The 22810-nt window shown below is 56.4% G+C and carries 23 protein-coding genes; 8 read left to right on the forward strand and 15 right to left on the reverse strand.

Translation table 11 applies throughout. The annotated features are described in order from the left end of the window. The first annotated feature begins 184 nt into the window (after positions 1-184). Positions 185-802, forward strand: coding sequence for a 30S ribosomal protein S4 (rpsD, locus tag IE102_RS15590; RefSeq protein ID WP_189488382.1), 618 nt, complete (start codon positions 185-187; stop codon positions 800-802). A gap of 56 nt (positions 803-858) precedes the next feature. Here rpsD and IE102_RS15595 read toward each other — a convergent pair whose 3' ends face one another. Then, positions 859-2415 carry a tetratricopeptide repeat protein gene (locus IE102_RS15595; RefSeq protein WP_189488383.1) on the reverse strand — a complete coding sequence of 519 codons (1557 nt, stop codon included), beginning with the start codon at positions 2413-2415 and terminating at the stop codon, positions 859-861. Positions 2416-2846: 431 nt separating this feature from the next. Between IE102_RS15595 and IE102_RS15600 the strand changes: the two genes are divergently transcribed. Beyond that, a complete protein-coding gene (locus IE102_RS15600; protein WP_189488385.1) occupies positions 2847-4910 on the forward strand; it encodes an acyltransferase family protein in 2064 nt (687 codons plus the stop codon). Positions 4911-4949: 39 nt separating this feature from the next. Here IE102_RS15600 and grxD read toward each other — a convergent pair whose 3' ends face one another. The 7 genes from grxD to purC form a co-directional block, all read right to left on the reverse strand. Next, positions 4950-5291: a Grx4 family monothiol glutaredoxin gene (grxD, locus tag IE102_RS15605; protein WP_189488387.1), complete on the reverse strand. Its 342-nt coding sequence runs from the start codon at positions 5289-5291 to the stop codon at positions 4950-4952. Positions 5292-5359: 68 nt separating this feature from the next. Beyond that, entirely contained in the window at positions 5360-6274 is a 915-nt protein-coding gene (locus IE102_RS15610) for an aldo-keto reductase family protein (RefSeq protein ID WP_189488389.1), read from the reverse strand. A 13-nt stretch (positions 6275-6287) separates the two neighbouring features. After that, the gene (locus tag IE102_RS15615) at positions 6288-6518 is read right to left on the reverse strand and encodes a BolA/IbaG family iron-sulfur metabolism protein (RefSeq protein ID WP_189488390.1); all 231 of its coding nucleotides are present in this window, start codon (positions 6516-6518) and stop codon (positions 6288-6290) included. 171 nt (positions 6519-6689) lie between these two features. After that, complete coding sequence (purL, locus tag IE102_RS15620; RefSeq protein ID WP_189488392.1) at positions 6690-8909, reverse strand: phosphoribosylformylglycinamidine synthase subunit PurL; 2220 nt, start codon at positions 8907-8909, stop codon at positions 6690-6692. 50 nt (positions 8910-8959) lie between these two features. Continuing rightward, entirely contained in the window at positions 8960-9640 is a 681-nt protein-coding gene (purQ, locus tag IE102_RS15625) for a phosphoribosylformylglycinamidine synthase subunit PurQ (RefSeq protein WP_189488393.1), read from the reverse strand. A 1-nt stretch (position 9641) separates the two neighbouring features. After that, complete coding sequence (purS, locus tag IE102_RS15630; protein ID WP_189488395.1) at positions 9642-9893, reverse strand: phosphoribosylformylglycinamidine synthase subunit PurS; 252 nt, start codon at positions 9891-9893, stop codon at positions 9642-9644. Between the two features lie 111 nt (positions 9894-10004). Continuing rightward, positions 10005-10769, reverse strand: a complete 765-nt coding sequence (gene purC / locus IE102_RS15635) for a phosphoribosylaminoimidazolesuccinocarboxamide synthase (protein WP_189488397.1) — start codon at positions 10767-10769, stop codon at positions 10005-10007. Positions 10770-11031: 262 nt separating this feature from the next. Between purC and IE102_RS15640 the strand changes: the two genes are divergently transcribed. Further along, on the forward strand, positions 11032-11355 hold the full coding sequence (locus IE102_RS15640; RefSeq protein ID WP_189488399.1) for a DUF1476 domain-containing protein: 324 nt from the start codon (positions 11032-11034) through the stop codon (positions 11353-11355). Between the two features lie 100 nt (positions 11356-11455). On the opposite strand, the gene IE102_RS15645 is transcribed toward IE102_RS15640, so the two are convergent. The 4 genes from IE102_RS15645 to purB all read right to left on the reverse strand — a co-directional run bounded on the left by IE102_RS15645 (position 11456) and on the right by purB (position 15030). Then, positions 11456-12175, reverse strand: a complete 720-nt coding sequence (locus IE102_RS15645; protein ID WP_189488401.1) for a hypothetical protein — start codon at positions 12173-12175, stop codon at positions 11456-11458. A gap of 93 nt (positions 12176-12268) precedes the next feature. Beyond that, complete coding sequence (locus tag IE102_RS15650) at positions 12269-12970, reverse strand: 2OG-Fe(II) oxygenase family protein (RefSeq protein ID WP_189488403.1); 702 nt, start codon at positions 12968-12970, stop codon at positions 12269-12271. A gap of 8 nt (positions 12971-12978) precedes the next feature. After that, on the reverse strand, positions 12979-13719 hold the full coding sequence (locus IE102_RS15655) for a 2OG-Fe(II) oxygenase (RefSeq protein WP_189488405.1): 741 nt from the start codon (positions 13717-13719) through the stop codon (positions 12979-12981). A gap of 6 nt (positions 13720-13725) precedes the next feature. Beyond that, on the reverse strand, positions 13726-15030 hold the full coding sequence (purB, locus tag IE102_RS15660; protein WP_189488407.1) for an adenylosuccinate lyase: 1305 nt from the start codon (positions 15028-15030) through the stop codon (positions 13726-13728). Positions 15031-15177: 147 nt separating this feature from the next. Here purB and IE102_RS15665 point away from each other — a divergent pair, with 147 nt between their 5' ends. The 5 genes from IE102_RS15665 to IE102_RS15685 all read left to right on the forward strand — a co-directional run bounded on the left by IE102_RS15665 (position 15178) and on the right by IE102_RS15685 (position 21706). Further along, on the forward strand, positions 15178-17043 hold the full coding sequence (locus tag IE102_RS15665) for a glycoside hydrolase family 9 protein (RefSeq protein ID WP_189488409.1): 1866 nt from the start codon (positions 15178-15180) through the stop codon (positions 17041-17043). 175 nt (positions 17044-17218) lie between these two features. Beyond that, on the forward strand, positions 17219-18505 hold the full coding sequence (locus tag IE102_RS15670) for a peptidoglycan-binding domain-containing protein (RefSeq protein WP_189488410.1): 1287 nt from the start codon (positions 17219-17221) through the stop codon (positions 18503-18505). Between the two features lie 87 nt (positions 18506-18592). After that, positions 18593-19561 carry a protein-methionine-sulfoxide reductase catalytic subunit MsrP gene (gene msrP / locus IE102_RS15675; protein WP_229807804.1) on the forward strand — a complete coding sequence of 323 codons (969 nt, stop codon included), beginning with the start codon at positions 18593-18595 and terminating at the stop codon, positions 19559-19561. A gap of 3 nt (positions 19562-19564) precedes the next feature. After that, positions 19565-20167: a protein-methionine-sulfoxide reductase heme-binding subunit MsrQ gene (gene msrQ / locus IE102_RS15680; protein WP_189488412.1), complete on the forward strand. Its 603-nt coding sequence runs from the start codon at positions 19565-19567 to the stop codon at positions 20165-20167. Between the two features lie 174 nt (positions 20168-20341). Further along, a complete protein-coding gene (locus tag IE102_RS15685; protein WP_189488414.1) occupies positions 20342-21706 on the forward strand; it encodes a hypothetical protein in 1365 nt (454 codons plus the stop codon). 106 nt (positions 21707-21812) lie between these two features. Here the strand turns inward: IE102_RS15685 and IE102_RS15690 are convergent, their stop codons facing one another. From IE102_RS15690 to IE102_RS17905, 3 genes are all read right to left on the reverse strand, one after another. Next, the gene (locus tag IE102_RS15690; protein WP_189488416.1) at positions 21813-21977 is read right to left on the reverse strand and encodes a JAB domain-containing protein; all 165 of its coding nucleotides are present in this window, start codon (positions 21975-21977) and stop codon (positions 21813-21815) included. A 214-nt stretch (positions 21978-22191) separates the two neighbouring features. Beyond that, the gene (locus tag IE102_RS18120) at positions 22192-22596 is read right to left on the reverse strand and encodes a holo-ACP synthase (RefSeq protein WP_189488417.1); all 405 of its coding nucleotides are present in this window, start codon (positions 22594-22596) and stop codon (positions 22192-22194) included. Between the two features lie 5 nt (positions 22597-22601). Then, positions 22602-22810, reverse strand: a 209-nt coding sequence (locus IE102_RS17905) for a hypothetical protein (RefSeq protein ID WP_229807805.1), incomplete at its 5' end; no start/stop codon positions are given.

A 22810-nucleotide genomic window follows, 5' to 3' on the forward strand; every position in this document is an offset into this window, starting at 1 on the left:
TGGCAGGCAGGGGCGGGCTTAAAGTTGCGGCTCCAGCCTTGACTCTTAAGGGCTTAGCGGTCATAAGCGCCGCTTCAAATTCGGATTATATCTGAATTTATACACGGATTGATCCTGCGCCGCCGTTGAAATCGCTTGAAGCATAAGGGCTTTAAGCCGGTCAGGGTTTGATAAGGTCTACGATATGTCTAAGCGCCATGCCGCTAAGTACAAACTCGACCGCGTCATGGGTGAAAACCTGTGGGGCCGTCCTAAGTCTCCCGTCAACAAGCGCTCCTATGGCCCCGGCCAGCATGGTCAGCGTCGCAAGCAAAAGATCTCCGATTTCGGTATCCAGTTGCGCGCCAAGCAAAAGTTGAAGGGTTACTACGGTAACATCACCGAAAAGCAATTCTCCAAGACCTACGAAGAAGCCGATCGCCGCAAGGGTAACACCTCGGAAAACCTGATCTCGCTGCTTGAGTCGCGTCTGGATGCCGTTGTGTACCGCGCCAAGTTCGTGCCGACCGTTTGGGCGGCGCGCCAGTTCGTCAACCACGGCCACGTCCTGGTCAACGGTAAGAAGGTGAACATCGCCTCTTACCGCGTCAAGGTTGGCGACGTCGTTGAGGTGCGTGAGCGTTCGCGCAACATGGCTCTGGTTCTCGAGGCCCTGCAATCGCCTGAGCGCGATGTGCCGGACTATATCGAGCTGGACGCCAAGGGTATGAAGGCAACCTACATCCGCATGCCGGAACTGTCGGAAGTCCCTTATCCGGTTAAGATGGAACCGAACCTGGTCGTCGAATATTATTCGTCGTAAGGTTTGTCCGTGAGGATAAAACAGAAAAAGGCTCCGGATTATTCCGGAGCCTTTTTTTATCTGTTGCGCTGCTCATCCTGCCAGACCTTGTAAAGCCTGATGCGTGAGATCACGGCATCTGCGGGCTCCGGCTTGGTAATGGCGCTTAGAATGCCGTTCAATTGCGAAATCGTATCCTTGTCGGTGCTTTTGCTGAGGCTTTCGGTGACCAGACGGCTGGCCTCGTCCCGATCACCACGCCTCATCAAAAGCTCGATTTGATAGGTCTTATACTGATTATTGGCATAGTCATTGGCCAGTGTGACGGCATCAAGCGTGTTGTCGTTCGGAAAATCCGGCTGATCCTCAAACCCCTTAGCGTAATAGTAAAGGGCGGGCGCGGAGATCTGGTTTAACTTATAGGCGCGGCCCAGTTCTTTTCGGGCACTGGCATAGGCCTGAGTGCGGTCATTGCCGTTCGCGGTTTGCGCCTGACGAAGATAAACCCTGCCCAGCCAGTAATGGACTTCAAAATCATTTGGGTTTGCCGACAGGCGTTCCGTCAGCACGGGCAGGGCCGCGGACGGATCACCATAGAGTATTTCGGCTCTGGCCAGCGTCAGGCGGCTAAGGTCATCGCCGGGTGTCAGAGCGGCCTGCTTACGAATGCGCTGAGTAAGTTTTTGGCCATAGTCCTCAGTAGGGCACGACAAAAGGGCCGCATTCAGAAGCGGCAACGAGTCTTTGTAGAACGGCAGGTTGGTTATGGTCACGGTGGCCTGATCCGGTGCTGGCAACTTATAGGCCAGCACCGGCACTCCGTCCTTAAAATAGGTTTTCAGCGCCTGATCGAACATGCCGGGCGACAGACCCGCAGATTTGAAGGCGTCAGACGGGGATTGGTCGCCCTCGGCATAGCGATCAAGATAGGCTTTGAGCGCGGTTCGGTGTGTTTTGTCGCTCAACAGGTAATGCGTCATCAGCCAGTTCTGGAAATTTCGCGAGGTGAGCTTGTCAATGTTGGCCGGTTTTTCGGCAATGATGTCCGTGAAGTCCGACAGGTAGGCCTTTGCGGAAACGTCACTCTGCCTGAACGCGAAATCGTAGCTAAAGGCGATATCGGGTTCAGGATTGCCTATAACAACGCGGCCATCTTCGATGATCGCGGTCATAAGATACCAGCCCAATCCGTTCTCCAGCCACGGCGGCAACCGATAGGAAAAATGCTGAAGCATCTGCGTCCGGTTCAGCGAAAAAAACATATAGGCCAGATTGAGATCCAGCCCCGGAACCATTCGTGCGCCGTTGTCTCCATCGTTATTGAGATCAACGTCCTTTACCGAAAAGAACTGTGCGCCCTCATCACACACATAGTATGGGTTGAAACCGTTGGAGCGAATATTGGGGCGTATGATGCGGTAGTCTTCGACCGACTGCATGGCATAAAAGGTCGTCTTTGCCCCCTGAGACGCCGAGATATCCCCCAGTTCATTGTAAAACAGATCGGTTATGTAACTGAATGCTTCCAGCTTTTGGATGTATTCGCGCGTTTTTGCGTCGCCCAATTCACTATAGACAATGAAGTTTGGGCTTTCGGCGCGAAGCCATGCCGCGTGGGCCGGGGCCGAAAACATAATTATTGTCAGGACAATGGCTTTCAAGCCGTACCGCGATAGCATCATATTCCCCCCACAGGTTCCCACGGCTTAAATCGTATACCGAATACAAAGCTGTCATCTTGTTATCTATGTGTCAACAAATGAACTTAAAACGCAGCGCTCAATTATTTTATATCGCAGTTGCGTAAAATCGTGTATCCGTAAGGCTCTGCGATTTTTATGGTTAATGTAGCGTAGCGTATTTGTACGGTAGCATAACGCTTATGGCAGGCCCAAAGGGCTGGCCGGGCGCGCAAGGCAGAAACTTTAAATCCGCGCGCTTTTGAGGGGCCGTTCGCATTTTGAACGGTATCGGGGAAACGAACAGCACTGGCTTTTGACTAATGCACGGGCAGAAAACCCGAGTGGCGCATTCGCGTCGCTGCAGCAGTTCGTGAGGCACGGCTTTGACGTACGCACAAGATAAGTACAGGCCCGAAATAGACGGGCTGAGAGCGCTGGCGATACTGCCGGTGATCTTCGGTCATGCCGGTTTTTCAATGTTTTCAGGCGGCTTTGTCGGTGTTGACGTATTCTTCGTCATCAGCGGATACCTGATCACGCGCATATTGGCCGATGAAATCGCCGAAGGGCGGTTCTCGCTGCTCAAGTTTTATGAACGGCGCGTGCGGCGCATTGCGCCGGCGCTTATCCTTGTCATGGTCGTGTCGATCCCGTTTGCATGGTTCACCATGCTGCCCGAAGAGTTTCGCGATTTCGGCCAGAGCCTGGTTGCGGTCAACCTGTTCCTGTCGAATGTGTTTTTTCTGGGCGAAAGCGGCTATTTCGAAGGGGCTGCGGAATATAAGCCCTTCCTGCACACCTGGTCTCTGGCGGTGGAGGAGCAGTTTTACCTGCTGTTCCCGCTGATTTTGTTTGCTATCTGGCGGTTTGCGCGTCGCTACATTATGGCCATTCTGGGCGTGGTGGCGCTGGCCAGCCTGATCTGGGCGGAATATAACTGGCGTCATGATCCCAATGCGACCTTTTACCTGCTGCCGAGCCGGGCGTGGGAGTTGCTGGCCGGGGCCTTGCTGGCGCTGGGGATGCGCAATCAGGGGCTTGAGACGGTCCATCCGCCGCTGATCGCGCGTCTGCACCACCTGATGATGCGGCGGGACGTGCGTCAGGTTCTGTCCATGGCCGGGCTGGTCATGATCATCACCCCGGTTCTGGTGATTGAGCATTTTATACCGTGGCCGGGCCTGCTGACCCTCATTCCGGTGAGTGGCGCCATGCTGGTTATCGGGTTTGCGCGGGACGGGACGTGGGCCTACCGGATTTTGACCCAGCCATATTTTGTCGGCATCGGCCTGATCAGCTACAGCGCCTATCTGTGGCATCAACCGGTGTTTGTGTTTGCGCGTCTGTTGTCGCCGGATGGAGTATCGACAAAGGGCTATATTGTTCTGACACTATTGTCGCTGGGGCTGGCTTATCTGACCTGGCGTTATGTCGAGCAGCCGTTCCGTAAGGGGCTGAAACTGCCAAAGTATCAGCTATTTGCCGGTGCCGCGGCCTGCGCGGCCAGTCTGGTGGCGGTCGGTATGGCGCTGCATGTCACCGGTGGCCTGCCTCAGCGCCTGAGCGCAGAAGAGCGCATGATCTCGGCGGGCAATGAATATACCAGCCCTTACGGCAAGGACTGCCTGAACCAGATACCGACGTCTTTTGACAGCTATTGCCGGTTTGGCGACACGTCGGGCCGCACCGTGGCGGTGGTCGGCGACAGCATGTCGACCGAAGTATCATGGAAACTGGCCGAACACTTGACCGGGCAGCCGATCGGCATGCAGCAGTTTACCTGGACCGGCTGTCCGCCGTTTGCGGGGCTTATCCGGCGCGAAGACCCGGAGCCCTGTGCCCAGTTTCACACTAAGGCCCATCAGTATATTCTGGAGTCGAAAACCATCGACACCATCATCGTGGTATCGAACTGGGCCGACTATTTCAGTTGCCCGGAAGCGCGTCAGTGTTACACCTCGGCAGAGCGGCCGGAACTGGTGCGGGGCCGTCGTGAGCCTGAGCGCGAAGTGGCCATTGCCGCGGTCATGGACCGTGAGTTTGACGCCTATCTTAAGGCCGGTAAGACCATCATTCTGGTCTATCCCATTCCGCAAATGAGCCACCATGTGCCGCGCTACATGTTCTCATCGATCAAGAGCGCGCGCCGCAATCACGACCTGCCCAATCTGTCGCTGGAGGATCACCTTAAGCGCACACAGGTGGCCCGCAATCTACTGGATCGGCAAAGCGCCAAGGCCGGGGTCATGTACTACGATCCGGCCCACGCGCTGTGCTCAGTCACGGCCTCCGGCTGCGCTTCGGAAAAGGGCGGTAAACCGCTCTATTACGATAATCTACATTTGAATGGCTATGGTGCCGATTTCCTGTCGTCAGATATCGTGCGGATGTTAGGGGTGGGCTTGAGCGTGCAAGTCGCCACTCAAGAGGTACGAAAAAAGGCCTGAGCGAACACAGGCCTTTTTTTGAAGGATGATGCGGTTGGATTAAGCCGCAACGATGCCCTTATCGGTCATCAGTTGCTTGAGTTCGCCCGACTGGAACATTTCGCGCACGATATCAGCGCCGCCCACGAACTCTTCGGCGACATAAAGCTGAGGGATGGTCGGCCAGTCGGTGAAAGCCTTGATGCCATCGCGGATCGCCTCGTCCTGAAGCACGTCAACGCCGGCAAATTCGACGCCCAGATGATCGAGAACCTGCACCACCAGCGAGGAGAACCCGCAACGCGGCGCATCGGGCGTGCCCTTCATGAACAGGACGACCGGATTGGTCTTGATCGTCGTCTCAATAAATTGCTGGGCTTCGGTGTTTACTTCAGTGCTCACGGTATCAGGCTCCGCATAAATGTATGGCTTTGATATAGGCGCGTAGTCCGTAAAAATCTAGGCCCCGATCAGGCTTTGGCGCGGTTTTTCGGTCCGTGCTCGGTAAAGCGGGCCATTTCGATCTGGGCCGGGACGGAGGAGGGCATGTGACGCTCCGGCACCTGCGCCAGAAGTTCCAGTTGATCCACCGATTTTGGCTCAATCAGCACGCAGGAAATAGCGGTCTGGTGCAGGGCGTAGGACAGGCACAGTTCCTCCGCCGTCCAATCCGGGGTCTGGTGCAGAAAGGCATAGGTGCCAGCCCCGGTCAGCGGGTTCTCCGGTTTCTTAAAGAACCACGACTTCTTGCCATCGGAGGGCATCAGGTCGGAGGCTTTTTTATAGGCATCCGGATAATAGTCGCGGGCGATGATGGACATGTCGCTGGCGACCGCCTTATCCATCAGGTTGCGCTTATCCCATGAGGTATCGAGGTCAAAGCGGGTGTCAATGACGTTGAAATCGCCGCTCATGATCACTTCGTCCATGTCGGCGACATCGACGGTGGCGCAGGCATAGCGCAACATACGCGCTTCTTTGAGGCTTCGCAAAAAGGCGCGGCTGTCTTCGGGCAGGACGTAGTTGATGGGCCGCTCAAACGCCAGCATGTCGAGCCACATCAGGCCGGACTCCTTAATGGCCCCTTTCAGGCGCGACCTGAGCGGGGTCAGTTCATAGCTGGTGGCGGGGCCATCAATGGTGCGGCCGTGCGCGGTGCAGCCGATAAACAACAGCTTGCGATCGACGACCGAAAACACCTCGGCTGCCAGTTTGAGCAACTCAAGATCGGTGGTGTCGAAATGGAAGGTGTTGATGCCGTTTTCGAGCGCCGCCGTCATCAGGGCGGCGGCAGTATTGCGGTTTTTATTGAACGTGTCCCAGCTCAGGCGCAGGCCTACGGTCGATAGCGCCATGCCGGAACGTCCAAAGGGGCGGTATCGCATCGCGGGCGCTCCGTCAGGGGGCGCGGGTCTCTAACGCCAGGGCGTGAATTTCCCCCCCGACGCGACCCTTTAATGCGGCATAGACGCTCTGGTGCTGCTTGACCTTGCTCAGGCCCGCAAACGACGCGTCAGCAATAATTGCCTTATAGTGATCGCCATCACCGGCCAGATCGACAACCTCAATCTCAGCCTGTGGGAAGGCTGTTTTCAGAAGGGTTTCGAGGTCGCTCTGGGCAATGGGCATAATGGGACTCAAAGGCAATGACGGGGTAAACCTTAGCGTCAGGGTTATGACCCGAAGGTTAACACAAGCGTTAGGGTTACCGCTTAAGTGGGTTTGCGGGCGGTTATTTCAATCCATCGCACCTGTTTTAAAGCCTTGGGTTGCGATGTGATTTGCAATCGACTTTTGCGATTAGGTGGGCGCGCCCATATAGGCGGGCAGCCACGCTTCGTGGGCGGCCTTGATCGAAGACAGGCTAAGCGACAGACCCGCATAGATCAGATCCGCGCCGGTCGCCAAACCCACGACCTGCGCCGGAACGCCAGCCTCAGCCGCACGCGCCAGCAGGGCATGGGCAGATGCGTCTTCGACCCCGACCAGATAACGGGCCTGATCTTCGGCAAAAGCGAACACGTGGTCTTCGAGGCCGGACGGGTTTTTAAGCTCAACCCCGACCTTTGAGGCCAGCCCCATTTCAAGGGCGGCAATCACCAGTCCACCATCGCTCAGGTCATGAACGGCGGTGACGGCCTTGGTTTTGATCAGGTCGCGCACGAAATCGCCGTTACGCTTTTCGGCCTTGAGATTGACCTTGGGCGGGGCCCCGGCTTCGATGCCATGCACTTCACGCAGGTAAATGGACGACCCCATCTCACCCACGGTCGCGCCGATCAGCAACAGCACCTGACCGGCCTTGAGGCTATTGTAGCCCGCGCGCTGATCATAGTCTTTCAGCAGACCGACCGCCCCAACGGTCGGGGTCGGCGGGATCGAGACGCCATTGGTTTCGTTATAGAGCGAGACATTGCCCGATACGACCGGGAAGACCAGTTCGCGGCAGGCTTCGGCCATGCCGTCGATGGCGCGCACGATCTGGCCCATAGTCTCAGGCTTTTCGGGGCTGCCGAAATTGAGGTTGTCGGTGATGGCGATCGGGTCAGCGCCCACAGCCGTCAGATTGCGCCAGGCTTCGGCCACGGCCTGCTTGCCGCCTTCATAGGGGTTGGCCAAAACATAGCGCGGGGTGCAGTCAGACGTTACCGCCAGCGCTTTTTTGGTGCCGTGGACGCGGACCATGCCGGCATCGTGGCCAGTCGAGGAATCGGCCAGGGTATCGGCCATGACGTGACGGTCATATTGCTCCCACAACCAGCGCTTGGACGACATGTCCGGCGAGGATATCATGGCCAGCAAGGCATCATTGAGGTTAGCCGGGGCAGGGATATCCGCAAGCTTAAGCTCCGGCTCACACTTGGGCTCAACCCACGGGCGGTCATAGAGCGGCGCATCATCGCTGAGCGGGGCCAGCGGCAGGTCGCACACGACCTCGCCCTTATGGGTCAGGATAATGCGGCCGGAGGTGTTGGTTTCACCGATCACGGCGGCATCCAAGCCCCATTTTTCAAAGACGCGGTAACCATCGGCTTCGCGGCCGGGCTTGAGGATGGCCAGCATACGCTCCTGCGATTCCGACAGCATCATCTCATAGGCCGACATGTTTTCTTCGCGCTGCGGCACCTTATCGAGGTCGAGGGTAATGCCAAGACCACCCTTACCGGCCATTTCGACCGAGGACGAGGTCAGGCCCGCCGCGCCCATGTCCTGAATGGCGGCCACAGCCCCGGTAGCCATCAGTTCCAGCGTGGCTTCGATCAGCAGCTTTTCGGCAAACGGGTCACCGACCTGAACGGTCGGTCGTTTTTCCTCGGAATCCTCAGTGAACTCAGCCGACGACATGGTCGCCCCGTGGATACCGTCGCGGCCGGTCTTGGAGCCGAAATAGACGACTGGCAGACCGGGTTCCGGGGCGGCGGAATAGAAGATCTTATCGGCATCGGCCAGACCCACGCACATGGCGTTGACCAGCACATTGCCATTATAGCCGGAATGGAAGTTGGTCTCACCGGCCACGGTCGGCACGCCGACGCAGTTGCCATAGCCGCCGATACCGGCGACCACACCTTCGACGATGCGCTTAGTCTTGGGGTGGTCAGGCTCACCGAAACGCAGGGCGTTCAGCAGGGCCACAGGACGCGCGCCCATGGTGAAGACATCGCGCATGATGCCGCCAACACCGGTCGCGGCCCCTTGATAGGGCTCGATATAGGACGGGTGGTTGTGCGATTCCATCTTGAAGATACAGGCCTGGCCGTCATCAATGTCGATGACACCGGCATTTTCGCCCGGCCCGCAAATGACGCGGTCGCCGGTGACCGGAAACTTTTTCAGGTGCAGGCGCGAGGATTTGTAGGAGCAATGCTCCGACCACATGACCGAAAACACACCCAACTCAACATAGTTCGGCTCACGCCCCAGCCGGTCAAGAATGACCTGATATTCATCAGGCTTCAGGCCGAACTCAGCGGCGTAATCGGCCATGGATTTGGGTTTAGGAGCGGTCGTCGTGGTCATGGGGTACGTCTTCGTTTCATTCGCCTCGCTATGGGTAGCAAGGGCGTGAATTAAGCGGCAGTGAGGGCCGAGTTAAGCAGGCTTTTGAACAGGGTCGCGCCATCGTCTGAGCCCAGTTCAGCTTCGAACGCGCGGTCAGGGTGGGGCATCATCCCCAGCACATTGCCGCGTGTGTTCATCAGGCCAGCGATGTCATTGGCGGAGCCGTTCGGGTTTTCGACATAACGGAACACGACCTGACCATTGCCCTCAATGGCGTTCAGGGTGTCGGCATCAGCGACGAAATTGCCGTCGGCATTGCCCTGCGTCATCCACACGCTCTGGCCCGGTTTGTAGCCTTGGGTAAAGGCGGTGTTATGGTTTTCGACCTTAAGCTCGATCGGCTTGCAGATATATTTCAGGGTGTTGTTGCGCATCAGGGCGCCGGGCAGGAGGCCCGATTCACACAAAATCTGAAAACCGTTGCAGATGCCGATGACATTGACACCGCGCTCTGCCGCTTTCACGACCTCGGCCATCACCGGAGACAGCGACGCCATAGCCCCGCAGCGCAGATAATCGCCGTAAGAGAATCCACCGGGCACCACGATCAGATCAAGGCCAGCGGGCAGGGCCGTGTCCTGATGCCAGACCATGTCAACATGGCCGCCAGTTGAGCGTTCGACCGCCACCTTGCAGTCGCGGTCACAGTTGGAGCCGGGGAAAACCAGAACAGCGGCCTTAAACGACATCTTAAGCGACCTCGACGGTGTAGGATTCGATCACGGTATTGGCCAAAAGCTTATCGCACATGTCCTTGACCTGAGCCTTGGCCTCATCGGCGGTGGTGGCCGCAACATCAAACTCCAGCACCTTACCGACGCGGACGTGGGACACGCTGGCCCAGCCCTGAACCGTTGACAGGCCATTAAGTGCGCCCTCAACGGCTTTGCCCTGAACGTCCAGAACACCGGGTTTCAGGAATACGTGAACTTTAGCTTTCATTGTTTTCACTTCTATCAATCTAAAGCGAAAATTTCCGCAGGGCCGCCCCAAGGAAATTTTCTCAATATCGAAACGTAAGAAAGTACACCGAGGCGCAGCCGAGGGACTTTCTTACGAGGTAATGCCACCTTCGATCACCTTGGGCATATCGCCCATGATGCCGAGGCGTTTGGCGACTTCGGTGTAGCTTTCAATCACATTGCCCATGTCGCGGCGGAAACGGTCCTTATCCAGTTTATCGCCCGTGGTCGAATCCCACAGACGGCAGCTATCGGGGCTGATTTCGTCGGCCAGAATAACGCGCGAGAACTCACCTTCAAACAGGCGGCCATATTCGATCTTGAAATCGACCAGCGTGATGCCGACCGCGGCAAACATGCCCGACAGGAAGTCGTTGACGCGCAGGGTCATGGCCAGGATTTCGTCGATTTCCTGAGTGTTAGCCCAGTTGAACGCCGTGACATGTTCTTCGGTGACCATCGGGTCTTCGAGGGCGTCGTTCTTATAGTAAAATTCGATGATCGAGCGCGGCAGTTGTTGCCCTTCAGGCAGTCCAAAACGCTTAGCCATCGAGCCGGCGACCACGTTGCGGCAGACGACTTCAAGCGGGATGATCTCGACTTCGCGGATCAGTTGCTCACGCAGGTTGAGGCGTTTGATGAAATGGTTCTGAACGCCGATGTTGTTCAGCTTGGTCATCACAAATTCAGAGATGCGGTTATTAATGACACCCTTGCCGTCCAGAACCGCCTTTTTCTGGGCGTTAAAGGCGGTGGCGTCATCCTTGAAATACTGCACCAGCGTGCCGGGCTCAGGGCCCTCATAAAGGATCTTGGCCTTGCCTTCGTAGATTTTCTTACGGCTTTTGGTGGTCATCACCATCTCCAGTCAAACGGGAAAGCCAGCGGGGCGGCGGCAAAAACACCAAAACCCCGATGATAGCAAACATCAGGGGGCGGAACAGGATTTGCCGTCTGGAACTGCCTTTCGGATACCTTGGGATAAGGCCTATACATCATATCTGATGCGTGTAGTGGCTGCAAATAATCAAAAACTTTTACGATGTAAATGACGGTTTCGATTGCACGCCGGAATAAGCCGCATTAAAGCTTAAAAGCACTATAGAGGTTTTTACCAGATGACTACGTTTGAAGATCGTTCCAAGGGCTTTGAAAACCAGTTTGCCCACAGTGAGGAACTGGAATTTAAGGCTGCCGCCCGCCGCAACCGTATGGTGGGTCTTTGGGCCGGTGAAAAGATGGGCCTGACGGGCCAAATCCTTGAGGACTATGCCAAGGCGGTGGTTCGCGCTGACTTTGAGCAGCCCGGCGAAGAAGATGTGATCCGTAAGGTTTTAGGCGACCTTAAGGCCTCAAATCTGTCGGTCAGCGAATCAGAAGTTCGCACCAGGGTTGCCGAATATCACGCTCAGGCCCGCGAAGCCCTTAAGGGCGAGCAATAACCTAAGATGAGAGGTCCTCAAGGGCGAGCAATAGCGAATAGGTCTCACAAGACATAAAAAAGGCGGTGCTTGCGGGCACCGCCTTTTTTGTTGTTTGCGATTACACGCGCCAGTGTATGACATTGAACACAAAGGCCGAGGTCATCAAAAGGCAGGCCAGCGACGCCACCCAGGTCCATGAGACGACCTGAAGGATACGGGCTTCATGAAAGGCGGCCGGCCGGGCCACATGGGTAAAGTCCAGAAAATACTTGCCGGACGTGCGGCGGCGGCTGGAAGACCGACGACGGCGCGGGGCGTCTTCGGCAGACATGTGCTCAACCGCGTCGTCTTCATGCTCGCCCAGGTGATCGATACGGGCGGGCTCTGAACGGCTGGAGCGCGGGATCAGGTAATCGCCGTTGGAATCGAGATGCACCGAGTGCTCGTTCAGCACCTTGAACTGGCCTTCATAGGGCATGAAGTCGATATCACCGAACAAAGGTTTCAGGCGCTGCTCGAAATGACGAAGCTGGTTTTTGATGGTGCGGGCATATTCGGCGTTGCGCGTATCGATCGCCATAGTCCGGCGGGCATAGTTGAAGCCCATATAGCAAAAGCCGAGCGCGAACGTGAACCAGATGATCCGGTAGCCGACATCCGGCACCGAGAACGGATAGGTCGGGGCAATCAGTTGCATGACCGACAAAGCAAAACCTGCCATCAGACCAAGTTGGAAGGGCATGAAGCGGCGCAGTCGCTCCTGCTTTAGGTTATCATGAAAGACATGAAGGTCGACAAGCTTGCTCCACATCATCAGCGTGGGGGATTGCGGTTCCATCTGTGTACGCCTTTTTCTGTATTATTCCGGCTCAACTAAAAGGTGAGGGCGGAACCAGAGCAAAAGGCGTGCCGAAGCTGAGGCTAGGACTACTTACTCAAACCTGCCGGATACCGCAAAGCGCGGGGCACCGGCAAAGGCGGCGACGCTGTTGACCGAGCGGGGCTGTTCGCCGCTATAGAGGCTCAAATCGTTCAGCCGGGGCATGATGCCGCCTTCGATGTCGCCGGACGGGGAATGGAACAGGATCTGACCGCCCCAGTCCGAGCGCCAGTCGTGGGTGAAGTTCCACTCAAAACTAAGCTTCGCGCCGGAATCCTGATGCATGGTGAAAAAGTCGCCGGGGCGATAGGCGGTGGCGATCAGTGAGCGCAACCTCAGTCCGCTGAGGCCGGTCAGATTTTCGCAAAATGCCGCAAACTCAGCCGACCAGATCAGGCGGGCGAGATCAAGCAGCGGGTGCCCTCCACCAAGGTTCTCAATGGCCTCTTTCGAGGTCAGGTCGTATCCCAGATGCAGATAGGACAGGCCGGTCTGGGCCCTTTCAGCCGCCGCCGACAGTCGATCCTGAATGGCCATGTCGTTCAGTTCCGACAACTCTGTGCGTGAAATCACATCGGGCTCACCCTGGGCGGACATCAGGTGCAGTTCCCACGCCGTCTGTTGCTCCAGTGCGTGATGAACCTGCAGGGCGTCTTCGCTGTCGAGCGCCCCTTCAAGGCGGATACGACCCTTGGAGGCAAAGCGGCTCTGGTAACCGGCAAAATCGAAAGCATCGTTAAGGGCGAGGGACATGGTGTGTCTCATTTCACAGGCGGGTCATTGCGCAGCCAACCGGTAACGCTCAGGCGCGGGTTGCGGGCGTATGGGGCCACGGGGGCAACGGAATGCAGAGTCGGAACTCTGAACAAAGTCATCGTGTTGAAACGCGGTATAAAGCCGCGTTCGATGTCATTTGAGAGCGTATGGAACATAAGCTGACCGCCCCAATCGGGACGCCAGTTGCGGCTGAACCCTAATGTATAGGCCGCCAGCCGCTGCCCCTTGTCCCGGTCATCATGCAGGGTCAGAAAATCGCCGGGTCGATAAAAGGTCGCCTGAGCATCTATTTTGACGACATCCTCATGCCCGGAAACGTCGCGAGCAAAGCTTAGCATCGCTTCGCTGTTCAAAAACTCGGTCAGGCTGTGCAGGGGATGACCGGCGTCACGCCCCTGCACATAGGCATCGATCATCGGATAACACATATAGACATAGGAAAAGCCCGCTCCGGCCCGCGCCGTGGCGTCCCGCATCAGGGCTTCGAGGTCTCCGGGGGCGAGAGTGCGCCAGTCGTTTTGCGATAACAGGCGAGGCTTGCCGCCGTCCTGATGCACAGCCAGATGCCAGGGCGTGTATTTTTCAAGGACTTCATAAAGTTGCTCGGCCACGTCGGGTACAAACAGATTATCTGCCTGCACCCATCCTTGCGTTCGATAAGCCTTCGACAGGGCTTGACGATCAAGCCCTGGGTTAAGCTGAAAGCGGATCGGGGGCCGGGCCATCAGACCCTATTCGCCAAACACGCGGGCGAAGATCGTATCGACATGCTTGGTGTGGTAGCCAATATCAAAGAACGGCTCCAGTTCTTCGCGGGTGAAGAATTTCGACACGTCTTCGTCCGCCGACAGGAAATCAAGGAAAGCGCCTTCGCCGCGCCAGACCTTCATGGCATTGCGCTGAACCGCCGAATAGCTGTCTTCACGCGACATACCTTTTTGAGTCATGGCCAGCATGACCCGCTGCGAGTAAACCAGACCGCCCAGACGATCGATATTTTTCTGCATATTTTCCGGATAGATCAGCAGGTTATCGACCACATTGGTCAGGCGGCGCAGGGCGAAATCCAGATGCACGCAGGCATCCGGCGCAATGCCGCGCTCAACCGAGGAGTGGCTGATGTCGCGCTCATGCCACAGGGCGACGTTTTCCATGGCGGGGACGACGGCGGAGCGCACCAGACGCGCCAGCCCGGTCAGGTTTTCGGTCAGCACCGGGTTGCGCTTATGCGGCATGGCCGAGGAGCCCTTTTGGCCGGCGGAGAAAAACTCTTCGACCTCAAGCACTTCGGTACGTTGCAGGTGGCGGATCTCGGTCGCCAGACGCTCAACCGAGGATGCGACCACGCCGAGCGCCGCAAAGAACGCCGCATGGCGGTCGCGCGGGATGACCTGCGTCGATACCGGTTCGATCTCAAGGCCCATCTTATCGGCCACATAGGCTTCGACTTCGGGGGAGACGTTGGCGAAGGTTCCAACCGCACCGGAGATGGCGCAAGTGCTGATTTCTTCGCGGGCGACCTTTAAGCGCTTTTTGGCGCGCACGAACTCAGCGTAGTAACCGGCCAGTTTCAGGCCGAAGGTCACGGGTTCGGCGTGGATGCCGTGCGAACGTCCGACGGTCGGGGTAAATTTGTGCTCCAGCGCGCGCTTTTTAATGGCGGCCAGCAGCAGATCGACATCTTCGATCAGCAGATCGGCGGAGCGCTGAAGCTGAACCGCAAAGCAGGTATCCAAAACATCGGATGAGGTCATGCCCTGATGCAGGAAGCGGGCTTCGGGACCAACGATTTCCGATACATGGGTAAGGAACGCGATAACATCGTGTTTTACGGTGCGTTCGATCTCATCAATACGGTCGGAATCGAAGGCGGCGTCCTTGCCTTTGGCCCACAGGGTTTCAGCCGCTTCGACCGGGATCACGCCCAGTTCAGCCATCTTGGTGGCGGCGTGGGCCTCGATCTCGAACCAGATTTTGTACTTGGTGGCCGGGTCCCAGATGATGGTGGCGTCTTTGCGGGCGTAACGGGGGATCATGGCGGCATCCGATTTTGGGGGGACAGAAAATATGCGGTTCTGTTGGGCGGATGCGGGCCGGGAGTCAAGATTTAAATGTACTTTTTAAGCGGCATCGGTTTTGTTAAACCCAATCAACGATAACGCTAACAGCAGGGACAATCAGTCATGGCTAAGCGTGTTTTGAAGCCGGTCATCGGTATGGGGTTAGCTCTTATGGTGTCGGCCTGTGCCGGGTTTTATGGTGGCGGCGCGGTGGGCGAGAGCGGGCCGCAGATAGCTCTGAACCAGACGGGCTTTTTACCGTCTTCCCCAAAAATTGCGATTGTGTCCGGTAGCGATGCCAAGCCCGTGCCGTGGCAGGTAAAAGACGCTAAGGGCAAGGTGGTAGCCCGTGGTCAGAGCCGTTATTTCGGCATGAATGCCGGTTCCGGCAGTCCGGTGCATCAGATCGATTTTTCCGAACTGAAAACGGTCGGCAAAGATTATGTGCTGGTCTTTAATCAAATCGCCAGTTCGCCCTTTGATATCGGCCCCAAGGTCTATGATCGTCTGCGCTATGATACGCTGGCTTTCTTTTATCATCAGCGCGCCAGTGTGCCGATTGAGGCGAAATATGTCGGCGAACGCTGGGCGCGGCCCGTGGCGCATAACCCTGATACCGCCACCTGCTACGGCCCCAAGGATTTTCGCGGCAATGACTGGGGCGGGTGCCCCTATACACTCGATGTCTCCAAAGGCTGGTATGACGCGGGCGATCAGGGCAAATATGTCGTCAATGGTGGCATCGCCGTCTGGACGCTGATGAACTGGTACGAGTTCTCGAAAGGGGCTGCTGATTTCGCGGATGGCAAGGTTGCCATTCCTGAAAATGCCAATGGCATCAATGATCTTTTGGACGAAGTTCGCTTTGAAATGGACTTCATGATGGCCATGCAGGTGCCGGACGGCGCCACGTTGAAGCTGCCACGCGGCAATCAGATGAAATCGCTGGATAAGCTTGAGTTCAGCACAGTCGATGCGTCGGGTATGGCCCACCATAAGATGCACGATGAGCACTGGACCGCCGTACCCATGCCGCCGCATCTGGACACAGAAAAGCGCTATCTGAGCTATCCGTCAACCACGGCGACACTTAATCTGGCGGCGTCGGCCGCCCAGTGTGCGCGTCTGTTTAAAGGGGTGGATGGCGCCTATGCCGCCAAATGTTTAACCTCGGCCAGACGCGCCTTTGCAGCGGCGCAAAGATTACCGGATGTGCTGGCCATCGACGTGCTGCAAGGCGGCGGGGGCGGTTACGGCGACCCCAAGGCCACCGATGAGTTCTACTGGGCGGCGGCAGAACTGTTTATCACCACCGGCGAGGCGGAGTTTGAAGCCTTCGTGCGCGCATCGCCCGACTATCTGGCCTCGCCCTCCGGTGATGCCCAAGGTGGCGGTGATATTTCCTGGGGCTCGGTGCAAGCGCTCGGCACGCTATCTTTGAGCATTGCCCCCAACATCCCTGCCGATATGCGTGACGGCGCGCGTCAGGCGATCATCAAGACTGCCGATGCCTATGTGGCCCAGACGGCAGGCGAGGGCTATATGATCCCGATGACTCGGCCATACGTGTGGGGATCGAATGCCGATTTCGCCAATCGCGCTATGATCTTTGGCTATGCCCACAGCTTCACGAAAAACCAGAACTATTTCGATCAATCCCTTCATTTGATGGATTATTTGTTGGGGCGTAATCCCAATATGATCTCCTATGTATCCGGCTATGGCTTAAACGCGATGCAGCACCCGCACCATCGTTTTTGGGCGCCATCGAAGGATAAAAACTTGCCGCCGCCACCGCCGGGTGTGCTGGCCGGTGGGCCGCAAAATCGTAACGCGGCTGATCCGGCGCTTAAGGCAATCTTTGCCAACTGCAAGCCGCAGACCTGCTATATCGACCATATCGACAGCTATTCGACCAACGAAGTAGCGATAAATTGGAACGCGCCTCTGTTCTGGTTAGCGGCTTATGTAGGAAAAGGAACTGAATAATATCGTTAATTTACCCGCCTGCGGGAGATTAATGTTGGTTAAGTTTGTGTTAATACTCTAAACTGTGCTGTGTTGTTCGTGGTAAGGTGAAGCCATGAGCGCATCCCAAAAAGTGTCAGCGGTTTTTGGATCAGATGCGCGTCAAAATATGTCGGCACGGTTTAGGAGATTAAACATGCGCGGTTTGAATATCTCGGTAGCGGTTGCCGCTGTACTGGCTCTGTCTGCCCCGTCGATGCCCGCCTTTGCCGGTGGCGATTATGCGCCGCCCGCAAAAACCCGTCCCGTCGTCAAAAAGGTCGAGAAGCAAGCCAAAAAGCCGGTGCGCGTGGCCGACGTGACCGAAGCCGTCAAGGTCACCTCCGGCCCGATGCCGCCCGCACCGGCGCCTGAGCCCGCTAAGGTGCGCGCGGAACTTAAAGAGCCATGCCCCGAAGGCACCAAGGAGCATCACGCCTTACCTGCCGATGTGCGCAAGATGGCGCGGGCGGGGCAGTGCTACACCCGCCTGATCAAGCCGCCGGTGACTGAGACCTATCAGGCCAAGGTTGAGACCACGCCGGAACGCTATGAGACCCGTACCATCCCCGCTGTCACGCGCTGGGTCGAAAAAGACACCGTCATCCGACCTGAGCGGGTTGAGCGCATTCGCATTGCCGCCGTGACCCGTCAGGTGCGCGACACCGAAGTGGTCGAAGCGGCCAGCTACCGCGAAGAGGTCATCCCCGCTCGCTATGAGTACCGCAAAGAGCGCGTGATGGTGCGTGAGGCGCGCGAAGAATGGGTGCTGCAAAAATCCATCGCCCCGCAGGTGGCGGTGGTATCCGCAGGTGATTACCGTCCGGTCGCCTATCGTCAGGATGGCAAGCTGACCTGGCCGGGTAAAGAACAACCCACCCGCAGCCATGATGGCCACCATAATGACGGTCGCAAATACCGCACGGATGCGCGCACGCAGGATGTCTACTGTCTGGAGCTGATCCCGGCGGAATATGACATCGTCGAGCGCAAGGTTGAGATCGAGCCTGAGCGTATCCGCAAAATCAAAATCCCGGCTGTGACGCGCGAAGTTACCCGCACGGAGATCGTTGAGCCGGAACGCTTTGAGGAGCGCGTCATTCCGGCAGTTTACGGTAAGACCAAGGTCAAAGAGGTGGTCGAAGAGGCACGTTCTGAGAAGATCGTCATCCCGGCGACCTATAAGATGGTGGCCAAAACCCGCACGATTAAAGAGGCCGAGCCGGTATGGTCTGAGGTCTTATGTGAACGCAATGCAACGCCTGCCAAGGTCCGCGAAATCCAGACGGCGCTGAAAAAGCGCGGCTATGATCCGGGGGCGATTGACGGGGTATTGGGCACCAAGACCGTGACGGCCATGCAAAAGTTCCAGGCCGATCAGGGCTTGGCGCAGGGCCAGATTTCGGTTGATGCGGCTAAAGCATTAGGTGTGTCGCTGCATTAAATTGGTCAAGGCGGTAACCTGAATCCGGCTACGGGCGTATACACTTACAGTAGTTAGTGTAGGCTTGATTAAGCGCAGGAGGTTACCGTGTTCATCAAACGCATCCGTCCGGGTAATGGCGACATCAGCGAAAACGACGTCACACCAAAAGACGTCTATGATCAGCGCCGCCAGATCATGAAACTGGGGTTGGGCTTTGGCATAACGGCTGCGGTCGCCGGGTGCGATGTGATGGACGGCACGGATGCGGAGGCAGCACAAGTCAAGGGCAAGCTGGCCTTTAAGCCGGGGCCATTTTCAACATCCGAGAAAAAGACCGAATATGACGCGGTCACCGGCTACAATAATTTTTATGAATTTGGGACCGATAAGCTCGATCCGGCCAAATATGCGGCCAGTTTAAACACGCGGCCGTGGACGGTAAAGCTCGGCGGGCTGTGCGGCAAGCCGCAAACCCTGGCCATTGAAACCCTGCTGAAAAATGCCCTTGAAGAACGCATCTATCGCCTGCGCTGCGTCGAAGGCTGGTCGATGGTCATACCGTGGGTAGGGTTTCCGCTGGCCAACCTGATCAAGCTGGCTGAACCGACATCAAAAGCCAAATATGTCGCCTTTCAAACCGCCGAAAAACCAAAAGAAATGCGCGGTTTGCGCTCAAATGTTCTCGACTGGCCTTATGTGGAGGGCTTGCGTATGGATGAAGCGCTCAATCCGCTGGCGTTTCTGGCTGTCGGGCTATACGGCGATCTTTTGCCCAATCAGAACGGCGCGCCGATCCGGCTGGTGGTGCCGTGGAAGTATGGCTTTAAATCCATCAAGTCGATCACTGACATCACCTTTACCGAGCGCCAGCCGCCGACCTCATGGCAGAGATATGGTGCCAATGAGTACGGTTTTTATTCCAATGTGAACCCGAATGTTGATCACCCGCGCTGGTCGCAGGCTACGGAGCGCCGCATTGGTGAGTTCCGCCGGCGCGATACCTTGATGTTCAATGGCTATGGCGATCAGGTGGCGGGCATGTACCGCAACATGGACTTGAAGAAGTTTTTCTAAGTCATGGTAAAATCAAATAAAAAAGGCTTTACCTTAGATATCGCGTTTATCTGCCTGATCTGTATGCTGCCGCTGATGTGGCTGATCTGGCGCGGTTATAATGGCGATCTGGGCGTCAATCCGATTGAGACGATTGTGCGCCAACTTGGGGTCTGGGGTCTGCGGTTATTGATTGTCGGCTTGGCGATCACGCCGGTGGTGCGCATCTTTAAACAGCCGCGCCTGATCCGCTGGCGCAGGCCCATCGGGCTGTTTGCCTTTGCCTATATTTTGCTCCACCTGACCAGCTATATCGGCATCGATCAGTATTTTGACTGGAGCGCGATCTGGAAAGATATTGTCAAAAGGCCCTATATCACCTTTGGCATGGTTGGGTTTGTGCTGCTGATCCCGCTGGCGGTCACTTCGTTCAATGGGGCCATCAAGGCCATAGGCGGGCGGGTGTGGCGCAATCTGCATAAGCTGATCTATTTAATTGTTCCGCTGGGGGTTCTGCATTATTTTCTGCTGGCCAAGGCCGATAAAACCATGCCGCTGATTTATGGCGCGATCCTTATAGTTTTACTGGGCTGGCGGTTGTTAGAGGCGGCAAAGCGCCGCAAATAACCAGCAACCGACCGGGTGTCGTCGATCGTCAGGCGACCCTGCGGAGCCCGCTCCGGGCGTGAGCGAAACGAACATTTTATCCCTCAGTGCTTGCAAATGCTGGTTTGGGCGGTAAAAGTTTGAAAACTATTGCATTGCAAACTCACCGCCAAACATTTCATACGGGTTTTGTCCTTGGGAAGTCTGATCGCCGCCTTGATGATGAGTGCTACGACGGCCAGCGCCGAAATGCCGGTGCGTACCGTCAATTTTAGCGATGCGGCCTTTGTCGAACTGGAGTCCAAGGCCTGTGAGCCGAGCGGTGATGAGCGTGTCCTGCCGCGCGATCTGGCCATTGCCCAGCTTTTGTCGCGCTATCCGGTGACGCTGGATGTGAGCTTTATGGGGCCGCAGTCGGTGCCGCTGGGGGAACGGATTGCCACGACCATCTGTGACGGCGCATCCTGTCAGCCCGCCGAGGCGTCCCCATCTCAGGTATCTTTGGCGCAACTTCGCAATGCCGCCGCCCGCATGTTGAGCGTGCGTGAAGGACGGGGGCTTAAGCTGGAGTGGAAGGCCAACTGGCCGGAGCCCGAAGGCGATATTGCCCGCATCGCCGCCTTTTATGACCCCAATAATCCGGGCTATGTCCTGACCTGCACCACGCCGCCTGCGCCCGTTGTGGCCGAGGTTACACCGCCGGTGGTCACCGAAAAGACTCTGCCGGCCATACAGGAAAAGCGTAGTTTCCTGTCGCTGTTCAGGGTCGCCTCCAACGTCAGCCAAACTGAAAAAGATAAATATTCTCAGCGCGATCCGGCCAGAATCTCATATTACAAAAGTGCTTCGGATAAGTCAGCGATCGTTAACATCAGGGCCGCCATAGCTGCGCCCGATATTGCGCATTGGGGCGATGACGCCGACGCCACCAAAACATCAGGCAATGTCCGCCCATTTTTAGCCTATGAGAGGGTCACCCACTGGAACCAGTACAGCGAAGTCAATAACCTCGATTTCGGTATCCGCAGCCGGTTCCGCTTTGCTGATGATGAGGCCGAACATGCCTATATCGGTAACCTGACGGCGGCGTGGCAAACCGATGATGAGTTTCAGTCGGCCCTTACGCGCTTTGAAGCCTCGCTCAAGCCGCCGGTGCAATACTGGCTCTATGGCGACGCAGACCCCAAGCGCGAATATTGCGTGTGGTGCCAGAACGCCAACATGACCATTGTGGCGGACTATGTCGGCATTGACGATCCAGGCGATAAGGTCACGCTGAACAACGTCAAGCAATATGGCCGTCTGGGCTATGATATGGAATGGGGCGTGCGGCTTAAGCGGCCAGCCGGTTTGCCGACCTTCGGTATGAACGTGCAGTATAGCGCGCGTGAGGATGTGACCTCAAACCGCGCCAGCGCCGACCGGCTTGGGGCGCGGGCCATGTATTACCCGACCGACACCAGCCATTTCGCGTTTGGGCTTGAGTACGATCGCGGCAAGGATTTGACCTCGCTGGTTGAGCTGGATCGCTGGATGATCACCTGGGGGTACAGGCAATGATCGTGAAAAAGTCCTTCGCTGCGCTCAGTGTACTTTTCCACGGTTCAACATCGACAAATTCAGGCTTGAGGCGGCTCTGCGTCTGAATTTGAGTTTTTTGCGAAGATTAGATTGAGCCGATCTGCTTCATGCTGGCGACGCCTTCGCGGCCCACAATAAGGTGGTCGTGGACAGTGATTTTGAGGGGCTTACCGGCGGCGATGATCGCCTTGGTCATGTCGATATCGCCCTGTGACGGTAGTGGGTCACCACTTGGATGATTGTGAATCATCCTAGCTGTCTGACAACCAGTTGAAAATGATTGTGTTTTTCAGTTGGTTCAAAATGTGGGGATATGTGTTTGGGATTGGATGGCGGATTGGTTGGGAACTCTAACGCGTCGTTGCTGATTTAGAGGCTCTAAACAGCTAGAAGTCATGTGATCCCTACAATCGCTCATGTTGTGTTTTATTTCATTCAGGAGCAACGAGCGGTCGGAAATCGGGTTAGCTATCGAAAGGTTCTATGGCGGTAATTATTACAAAGGCCTGGAGTAAAGTTCGATCCCCCGAAAAACATAATTTCAGGTTGGGCCGTAAACCGGCTGGAACCATTCTAGTGAGCCTTTCCGTCGCCCCCCCGGACAACCGTAAGATTGGGGCGGCCTTGGTTCCAAGTATTTCGATGTCTTGGAGCAGAATGTCTTCGGTTAAGCCCGTCCCCAATGCCTTGGAACACGCCTCTTTTCCACAAAAGGCGCGAGCAAACATCAGGCCTGGGTCCGCAGACTGCTCTGCCAGAGTACGTTCCTCGTCGGTAAATACGAATTCCTTGTAGTCATCACCAAGCCCAGCGAGCGAACGTCGAATTGACTGCACAAAAAGCAAGTCGCAACCGATTCCAACGATCATGTAAGCTACCAGAGAACTCGGATAGCGAGCACTATGGCCAGAAACGTGGCGATCCACAGCACGACAATTCCACCACCACCTTTGATACTGAGGCCCATAAAATCCAAATTAATCGGTCCATCAATTGTGCGACACGTACCGACAACCGCAACGGCCAGTGAGGTGCCCCTAGAATTGTAGACGCTTTGCTCGTTATAAAACGGAAGCAAGGAGA

It is taken from the genome of Asticcacaulis endophyticus (genome assembly GCF_014652575.1).
GTDB classification, from domain to species: Bacteria; Pseudomonadota; Alphaproteobacteria; order Caulobacterales; family Caulobacteraceae; genus Asticcacaulis; species Asticcacaulis endophyticus.